Genomic DNA, 8,547 nt, shown 5'->3' on the forward strand with positions numbered 1-8,547 from the left:
ACACGCCCATGGATCGCTTCCAGGAAATGCAGGTCTTCGCCGCTGTTGCCCAGGAGCAGGGTTTTTCGGCGGTGGCGCGGCGTTTGGGCATGTCGGCTGCCAGTGTCACGCGGGCGGTGGCAGCGTTGGAAAGGCGAATCGGCACACAGTTACTTGTGCGTACCACGCGCAGTGTGCATTTGACTGAAGCGGGCCTGCGTTATTTGGAAGACTGTCGAAGAATCCTTGCCGAGGTGCAGGAAGCTGAGGACTCGGCAGCAGGAAGTCATGCCCAACCACGTGGGCAATTGACGATAACTGCGCCGGTTTTGTTTGGGGAGTTGTTCGTTACACCGCTGATGGTGAGTTTTCTGACGCAATTCCCAGAGGTGTCGATTAATGCGCTGCTGGTTGATCGTGTGGTCAGTGTGGTCGAGGAGGGGATCGATGTTGCGGTACGCATTGGAGAGCTGCCCGACAGCAATCAGCATGCGATTCGGGTAGGGGATGTTCGACGGGTGATCGTCGCCTCGCCGCAGTTTTTGGCCAGTCATGGACGGCCAATGCACCCGCAGGAACTAACGCAGACGCCGATCATTGCGACATCCGCCATTGGTCAATCAAGAAACTGGCCATTCCTTGAGCAAGGTGAGCCGCTGAGCGTCCGGGCCGAACCGCGTCTGGTGGTCACGGCGAATCAGGCCGCCATTACTGCGGCGGCCTTGGGGCTTGGGTGCACTCGGGTTCTGTCATATCAGGTGGCGAGCAAAATTGCTGCCGGGGAGCTGGAAATCATTCTGGCGGATTATGAAATGCCCCCACTTCCTATCCATGTGGTTTATCAAGGCGGTCGCAAGGCTCCGGCACGGGTGCGCAGTTTTGTCGACTTCGTGGTGGATGGCCTCAGAACGCATCCTGCATTGCATGGATAATTTCACCAGCTGAAATAATTGATTGCGTTTACTGGTTATTCTGTTGTTTTGGTGACTGGTAGAAGATAGCTGCCATCGGTGCTGCTCGTTCCCGAATAGCGCCACTCACCGCACGGAGTCGACCATGCAAGCCATCAAACTCTACAACTTCCCACGTTCCGGCCACGCTCACCGTGTGGAATTGATGCTATCGCTGCTGCAGCTTCCAACCGAGCTGATCCTGGTCGACCTAGCCAAGGGCGAACACAAAAAACCGGAATTCCTGGCACTCAATTCATTTGGTCAGGTACCGGTGCTGGATGATCAAGGCGTCGTGTTGGCCGACTCCAACGCGATTTTGGTTTATCTGGCGCAAAAATATGGCAACGGTCGTTGGCTACCCACCGATCCGGTTGGCGCAGCGAAAGTGCAGCGCTGGCTATCCGCCGCTGCGGGTCCCATCGCATTCGGGCCGGCCCGAGCAAGGTTGATCACGGTGTTCGGTGCGCCGTACAGAGCTGATGAAGTGATCCCGTACGCCCACACCGTGCTCAAGGTCATCGATCACGAACTGGCGAACACGGCTTATCTGGCCGGCAACGAGCCGACGATTGCCGACGTGGCTGCCTACAGTTACATCGCCCATGCGCCTGAAGGCAATGTGTCGCTGGACGACTACGCCAACATTCGCGCTTGGCTGGCCCGGGTCGAAGCCTTGCCCGGTTTTGTCGGCATGCCGCGCACCGTCGCCGGCCTGCAAAAAACTGCCTGATGCTGGTGGCCCGGCTTTTCCGGGCCTTTCACGCTGCGCCTTGGGTGCAGGGGAGAATCCGTAATGGACCGTTCACCGTGGCATGCCGGCGAGCAACAATTGCAGGCACATGTAGGCGTTGTCGAGCGAATGGAGACGTTGGGCCGTAGGGTGATTCGCAGCGAAATGCCCGACCAGCACCGCACCTTCTACCAGCAATTGCCGTTCATGCTGTATGGGGCAGTCGATGCGGATGGCAATCCGTGGGCCAGTGTGCTGGAAGGCGAGCCGGGTTTCGCTCACTCGCCCGAACCCGGGCTTTTGCAATTCAGCAGCCTGCCGGCCTCTGACGATCCCGCGCAATTGAGTGAGGGGGCGGCCATCGGTCTGTTGGGGATCGAACTGCACACCCGGCGACGCAACCGCATCAACGGACGTGTTGGCGGCGTGTCAGCGGACGGCTTCGGAGTGACGGTGCAACAGTCCTTTGGCAATTGCCCGCAATACATCCAATTGCGCCAGTTTCGCACCGTGCCGCTGGCGGACCCGGCGACGCGTATCGCCCAGCATCTCAACGAACTGGATGACGCGACCAAAGCCGTGATTGCCGAGGCTGACACCTTCTTTGTCGCCAGTTACGTGGACGTCGATGGCGAGCGTTCGGTGGACGTTTCCCATCGCGGCGGACAGGCCGGCTTCGTACACGTGGAAGGGAATCGGCTGACCATTCCGGATTTCGCCGGCAACCTGTTTTTCAACACGCTGGGCAACCTGCTGGTCAATCCCCGGGCCGGTTTGCTGTTCATCGATTTCAATTCGGGTGATCTGCTGCAACTGAGCGGTCGCACCGAAATCATCCTTGAAGGACCGCAGGTCGAGGCATTTCAAGGTGCTGAACGTCTGTGGACGTTCCACGTGGAACATGTTGTGCGTCGTCCTGCTGCGCTTGCGTTGCGTTGGCGCTTCGACGGCGTATCGCCCACCAGTTTGCTCACCGGCACCTGGGCGCAAGCCGCGGCGCGTCTGCAAGCAAAGGCCCTGGGCGATCAGTGGCGGCCCCTGCGGGTGGTGCGGATCGAAGCGCAAAGCCACAACATCCGTTCGATTTATCTGGAGCCAGCCGATGGCGCCGGTCTGCCGCTATTTCAGGCCGGGCAGCATTTGCCTTTGCGATTCAACATTGATGGTGACGTGCATATCCGCACGTACAGCCTGTCGAGTGCTCCGTCCGATGACTTTTTCCGCATCAGCGTGAAGCGTGACGGGCGAGTGTCTTCGCACCTTCATGAGCAGGTTCGCGTTGGCGACCTGCTGGAGGCACGCGCGCCCCAAGGGCATTTCACCGTGGCGCCCCATGAGCGTCGGCCACTGGTATTGCTGGCCGCCGGGGTCGGCATCACGCCGTTGCTGTCGATGCTGCGTGAGGTGGTTTATCAAGGGCTGCGTACACGCCGTATCCGCCCGACCTTGTTCTTGCAGAGTTCGCGCACGTTGGCCGATCAGGTGTTTCGTCCTGAACTGAACCGCTTGCTCGACGAAGCCGGTGACGCGGTGAGGGTGGTGCGCCTGCTCAGTCAACCGGAGCCGGAGGCGCGGGAGGGCGAGGATTTCGATTTGGCTGGGCGGATCGACGTGGAACTGATCAAAACCCTGATTGAGGCCGAGGACTACGATCAGGTGGATTTCGTCCTCTGTGGCCCCGGCAGTTTTACCCAAGGGCTGTACGACAGCCTGCGGGAACTGGATATTCGTGATACGCGGATTCACGCCGAAACCTTCGGCCCATCAACCTTGCGTCGGCGCCCGGACCCCGATGCGGTGGTCATCGAGCAGCCGCCTGCGGCCACCACCTCGGTGCCGGTGGTGTTCCAGCGTTCGGCCAAGGAGGCGCGTTGGCAACCCGACGGCGGCAGTCTGCTGGAGTTGGCGGAAAGCCGTGGCTTGCGCCCGGAATTCAGTTGCCGTGGCGGCTCCTGCGGTACCTGCAAGACGCGACTGATCAGTGGCCAGGTGAATTACCCACAGCCGCCAGCGGAAGTACCGGACGAAGGACAGGTCCTGATTTGCTGTGCGATTCCGGCTCAAGGTTCGCAGCCTTTGGTTCTGGATCTGTGAAGAATGAACTGAGGTGAACATTTGCTCGTCGGTTGATGGCTGAGTAGGGTAGTGGGCAGAACGAAAAAGGGCCGTTAACGGCCCTTTGTGCATTTTCAGGGACAGACGCTTTTATGGTTTTTCTCACTCGCTGGATGATCGTGCTGACGGCGCTGGCGCTGCTCAATGGCTGCGAACGACAGGACGCGCCACCACTCGATCAGCAGCTTTACGTTTGGCAAAGGCAATGGACACCAGCCCATGAAGCGGCGCTGAGAGACACCCGTGCAGATTTCTCGACCCTTCGCGTACTGGCGTTGCAGGCTTTTCCCCAGGCGGGCTGGAGTCGGGCGCGGATTGATCCGGCGCTGCTCAAGGGGGATGGCCGGCCGCTGATAGGCGTGATTCGCCTCGATGGGCAGCTGAAGTCGCTGAACCAGGACGAGGTCACGACGCAGATTCAGCAGGTGATCAGTGACTGGCAGGCACAGGGCCTGGCGCTCGCCGGTGTGGAAATCGACCACGACGCGGGTAACGCTCGGCTGCCTGACTACCGCGAATTTCTGACGCACTTGCGCGCTGTGCTGCCGACCTCTATGCCGCTGAGCATTACCGCATTGCCCGCCTGGCTCGACAGTCCCGAATTGCCAGCGCTGTTATCCACAGTCGACAGTAGCGTGTTGCAGGTGCATGCGGTGAGCGATCCGCGTCATGGACTGTTTGATCCGGATCAGGCACGACAGTGGGCGAAAGCCTGGGGCCGCGTCTCTGCGAAACCGTTCTATCTGGCGCTGCCGGCCTATGGCGTGGCACTGTTGCCGGATGCCGGTGGTGCGCCACTCGTGGAGAGTGAAGTCAGCATCGAGCGGGGCGGCCAACGCCAGGAGCTGCTGGCCGATCCGCAGCAATTGAGCCAGCTTGGCACCGAACTGCGTGCCGATCCGCCGGCGCATCTGGCCGGCCTGATCTGGTTTCGCCTGCCGTTGGCCAATGACCGTCGAGCCTGGAGCCTGACTACCCTGCGCGCCGTGGCGCGTGGTGATGCCCTCCACAGTCGGCTGGCGCTGAACCTCTCGGAGCAACAGGGCCTCTATGACATCGGCGTGCGCAACGAGGGCAATCTCGACAGCGCCTGGCCCGAGCGTCTGACACTGGCGGTGCAAGGTTGCGAGGGGGCCGATACGCTGGCCGGGTATGCATTGCAACAAACCCCGGATCTGCTTACTTTCACCCGCCAGCGAGAGGGTCGGATAGCAGCTGGCGGGCAGCGAGCCATCGGTTGGGCTCGTTGCGTAAAAATTGATCAAGGAGAGTCGAATGTTCACCCATAACTGGCCGCGCCATCTGCTGTGCCTGAGTCTCAGCCTGCCGCTGGGTTCGGCACAGGCGTGCGGGCCTGACTTTCCCATGCGCCTGCTGGATAACCGTGGCCAGTCGCTGTCAGAGCTGCCGGAAGGTAACTTCCGGTTTGAGGTCAATCGGCTTGGGCATGCGATCGGAGGATTGAAAGACGTCACTGAAGTTGCGTATGGCATGGACGCCACCGACTACGCGGAACAACGCAGCCTGGCCGAGCAAACCGGTTTGACCGTCGAACAACTAGCCTTGGTGAAGCAGCTGCGTGGTCTGACCGATGCCCGCCAGGTCGAGGCGCAAGGCGCGAGTCTGCCTGCCGAACTCAGACTGTATCTGGCTGGAGCCGTGGCGTTTGCTGCGCATGACCATGGTTTGGCGGCGGATTATTTTCAGAAGGTACTTGCGTTACCGGCTGATCAACGGGCGCTGCGCAGTACCTGGGCGGCGTATTCGTTGGGCCGCGCGTTGTTCGCCATGAGTTCGCAAGCGGGCGAAGGCTCCGACCTGCTGGCGCGGTCCAGAAAGGCGTTCGAGCAAACCCGGCAACTGAGCATCGACGGCTTCAGTGATCCGCTGGAGCTGGGTGTCGCCAGCCTCGGTGAAGAGGCCCGCGTGGCGCGTACCATGGGCGATTGGAACCGCGCCATCGAACTCTATGCCACGCAAAACCGCCACGGTTCGACCGTGGGCTACACCTCGTTGAAATTGTTGATGGCCGATCTGGCGAATATGCCAGAGGAGCAGCTGGCTGAACTGCTCAAGCATCAACCGGTGCAGCAATTGGTCACGGCATCGTTGATCAGTCGCTTGGGCTGGTCATTCGGTGATCAGCCGCCGAACGAACAAAAATTGATCAAGCTACTTCAAGGCAGCAGCCGCGGCAGTCTCGACAATGCCGATCGCCTGGCAGCGGTGAATTATCAACAGGGCGATTACGCCAGCGCCAAGGCATTCCTCGAACACGCCGGTGATGGCGGCCTGGCCTGGTGGTTGCGGGCCAAACTGGCAGTGCGCGAAGGCGATAAAAATGCGGCGGCTGCGGCCTATGCGAAAGCGGCCCAGGCCTTCCCGCAGAATGAATCCTGGGGCGAGCGGCGCACTCCGGACTGGGCTTTTGAATCAGTGCAGCCCAAGTGTCGGGTTGAAGGTGAAAGCGCGATTCTTGCCTTGCAACGCGGGGATTATCTGCAAGCGTTCGATCAGCTTTACCGCAGCAATGATATTTACTGGTTTGATGCGGCGACGGTCGCCGAGCGGGTGCTGACCGTTGATGAACTCAAGCAATACGTCGATACCCAGGTGCCGGCTCCACCGGCGCTGACACAGCAAGAACGTGATAACTACGTCCCGTTGCCGGTGGCGGCGAAACTGCGCAACTTGCTCGGGCGCCGACTGTTGCGGGAAGAACGTTACGACGAAGCACCTGCGTATTTCGACAGTACCGAACTGCAGGCCCAGGCCAAGTGGTACGGAGAGTTGCGACATGACGCCGAATCGAAATGGTGGCCGACAAAACGGGCATTTGCGTACTACCACGCAGCAACAGTTGCCCGTTTCAAGGGAATGGAATTGCTGGGTTACGAGATGTCCCCGGATTACGTCACGTTCGGCGGGAACTACAGCCTCGAGCACAGCGAACTCCAAGTGGGTCCGCTAGTGGATGAAGCGGAGGTCAAGCGCCAGCAAGCCAGCGCTGCCCAACCCGATCAGCGTTACCACTATCGATATGTCGCGAATTCGCTGGCCAACCAAGCTGCCGATCATTTGCCTCATTCCAGCCAGGCCTTTGCAGCGGTGCTGTGTGCTGCGGCCGGGTGGAACTCCGGTCAGGAGGAAAAAAGCGCTTTTTATCAACGCTACGTCAAGGAGGGCCCTTACGTGGAATGGGCCGCCATCTTTGGCGAGCGATGCGCTCATCCTGACTTCCAGAATGCGGATAAACGCTACGTCACTCAGGCAGTGAGGCCGATCCGCGCGACTCTGCGACCTTACAAAAAGTGGTTGGAAATGGGTGGCGTCGTGGTGTTCACAGCCGTAGCCCTGTTGTTGATCAATCGTCACAAGCGTAAGGCGCGCGCCTAATTACGCCTGCTGAACAAACGTCAGCCGCACGGCGAAACCTATCAACAGGCTGCCGAACAACCACTGTTGCAGGCGTTGGGCTGATGGACTGCGTTGCAACCATCGGCCCAGGGCGGCGCCGGCCAGTGCATAAGCGCTGTCGAACAGCAAACCGACGGCCACCAGCACCACGCCCAGCGTTGCAAATTGCGCAAGCACCGGTCCTGCGTGGGGATCAATGAACTGCGGTAGCAGCACCGAGCAGAACAGCAAAGCTTTGGGGTTGAGCAAGTTGGTTAGCAAACCGCGCTGGATCGCTTCCCGATAACGCGGTTTTTCGCCGGTTGCATTCGAGCCGTTCAGGTTCGGCAGCATCGTCGTGCGCAGGCACTGAATGCCGATCCACAACAAGTACGCGGCACCGGCCAGGCGCACCACATCGAAGGTCCAGGGCGCCGCCTTGAACAGTGCCGCCAGCCCGAGGGCCGCCAATGCCACATGACAACCCCGGGCGATGGCCAAACCCACGGCAGTGGCCAATGCCGCGCCTTTGCCCTGGCGCGCGCCGGTCTGCAACAGCAGGATCATGTCTGGTCCCGGCAGCAGGTACACCACCGCCAGCGCCATGAAAAACAGCCAGAGTCCCGCCATGTTGCACCCCATTCGTTGTCGATTCGGTACGGCCAGTCTAGAGCGAAGGGGCAGGGCAGGTGCTTGCGTAGTTTGCTTCTAAAACAGCTTGGCTTGGCATAATCTGCCATTAAATGCCCGATGAACTCTCCGGATCTGCCAAACCATGAAACTCGATGCCTACGACCGCAAGATTCTCGCCGCGTTGCAACGGGACGGTCGCCTGAGCAATGTGCAACTGGCTGACGAGATCGGCCTGTCGGCGTCGCCCTGCTTGCGGCGGGTGCGGATGCTGGAAGAGGCCGGGGTGATTCGTGGCTATCAGGCCAATCTGGATCGCGATGAAGTCGGACTCGGTTTGACTGTGTTCGTCGGGGTGAAAGTCGAGCGCCATAATGACGAACAGGCCGAAGCCTTTCGCCTGGCCGTAACGGCGTTGCCCGAGGTGATTTCGGCGTTTCTGGTGTCCGGGGAATCGGATTTTCTGTTGCAGGTGGTGGTGCCGGACTTGCGGGGTTATGACCGGTTTCTCACGGGGCGTTTGCTCAAGTTGCCGGGTGTGAGCGATATCCGCAGCAATTTTGCGATTCATACGGTGAAGGCGCCGGGGGCGTTGCCGCTTGAGCATTTGCCGCTTTAAACCGAGTCGCCTCCTTCGCGAGCAGGCTCGCTTGTATGGTAGGACTTGAAGGGAGGAGGAGGGACAAGGCTCGATTCTGACTGTTGACGCAGTACAGACCGTGGGAGATTTCGCCCCTCCTCCTT

At 60.1% G+C, this 8,547-nt stretch carries 7 protein-coding genes; 6 read left to right on the forward strand and 1 reads right to left on the reverse strand.

From position 1 onward, the window contains the following. Positions 1-8 precede the first annotated feature (8 nt). The 5 genes from FFS64_RS14055 (at position 9) to FFS64_RS14075 (ending at position 7,173) form a co-directional block, all read left to right on the forward strand. Positions 9-911 carry a LysR family transcriptional regulator gene (locus FFS64_RS14055; protein ID WP_137805874.1) on the forward strand — a complete coding sequence of 301 codons (903 nt, stop codon included), beginning with the start codon at positions 9-11 and terminating at the stop codon, positions 909-911. Positions 912-1,035: 124 nt separating this feature from the next. Beyond that, entirely contained in the window at positions 1,036-1,662 is a 627-nt protein-coding gene (locus tag FFS64_RS14060; RefSeq protein ID WP_137805875.1) for a glutathione S-transferase family protein, read from the forward strand. A 63-nt stretch (positions 1,663-1,725) separates the two neighbouring features. After that, on the forward strand, positions 1,726-3,756 hold the full coding sequence (locus FFS64_RS14065; protein ID WP_137805876.1) for a pyridoxamine 5'-phosphate oxidase family protein: 2,031 nt from the start codon (positions 1,726-1,728) through the stop codon (positions 3,754-3,756). A gap of 113 nt (positions 3,757-3,869) precedes the next feature. After that, positions 3,870-5,066 (forward strand): DUF3142 domain-containing protein, encoded by a 1,197-nt coding sequence (locus FFS64_RS14070; protein ID WP_137805877.1) that lies wholly within the window; start codon positions 3,870-3,872, stop codon positions 5,064-5,066. Beyond that, the gene (locus FFS64_RS14075) at positions 5,053-7,173 is read left to right on the forward strand and encodes a hypothetical protein (RefSeq protein ID WP_137805878.1); all 2,121 of its coding nucleotides are present in this window, start codon (positions 5,053-5,055) and stop codon (positions 7,171-7,173) included. The genes FFS64_RS14070 and FFS64_RS14075 overlap by 14 nt, the downstream gene beginning before the upstream one ends. On the opposite strand, the gene FFS64_RS14080 is transcribed toward FFS64_RS14075, so the two are convergent. After that, positions 7,174-7,803, reverse strand: coding sequence for a LysE family translocator (locus FFS64_RS14080; RefSeq protein ID WP_095194558.1), 630 nt, complete (start codon positions 7,801-7,803; stop codon positions 7,174-7,176). A 145-nt stretch (positions 7,804-7,948) separates the two neighbouring features. On the opposite strand from FFS64_RS14080, the gene FFS64_RS14085 reads away from it, so the two are divergent. Next, positions 7,949-8,422, forward strand: coding sequence for an Lrp/AsnC family transcriptional regulator (locus FFS64_RS14085; protein ID WP_095945943.1), 474 nt, complete (start codon positions 7,949-7,951; stop codon positions 8,420-8,422). Positions 8,423-8,547 lie beyond the last annotated feature (125 nt).

The sequence above is a fragment of the Pseudomonas sp. G(2018) genome, assembly GCF_005502415.1.
Taxonomy (GTDB): domain Bacteria; phylum Pseudomonadota; class Gammaproteobacteria; order Pseudomonadales; family Pseudomonadaceae; genus Aquipseudomonas.

Coding starts and splice junctions, on each gene's coding strand:
- FFS64_RS14055 (WP_137805874.1), top strand. CDS start 9: ATGGATCGCTTCCAGGAAATGCAGGTCTTCGCCGCTGTTGCCCAGGAG.
- FFS64_RS14070 (WP_137805877.1), top strand. CDS start 3,870: ATGGTTTTTCTCACTCGCTGGATGATCGTGCTGACGGCGCTGGCGCTG.
- FFS64_RS14080 (WP_095194558.1), bottom strand. CDS start 7,803: ATGGCGGGACTCTGGCTGTTTTTCATGGCGCTGGCGGTGGTGTACCTG.
- FFS64_RS14075 (WP_137805878.1), top strand. CDS start 5,053: ATGTTCACCCATAACTGGCCGCGCCATCTGCTGTGCCTGAGTCTCAGC.
- FFS64_RS14085 (WP_095945943.1), top strand. CDS start 7,949: ATGAAACTCGATGCCTACGACCGCAAGATTCTCGCCGCGTTGCAACGG.
- FFS64_RS14065 (WP_137805876.1), top strand. CDS start 1,726: ATGGACCGTTCACCGTGGCATGCCGGCGAGCAACAATTGCAGGCACAT.
- FFS64_RS14060 (WP_137805875.1), top strand. CDS start 1,036: ATGCAAGCCATCAAACTCTACAACTTCCCACGTTCCGGCCACGCTCAC.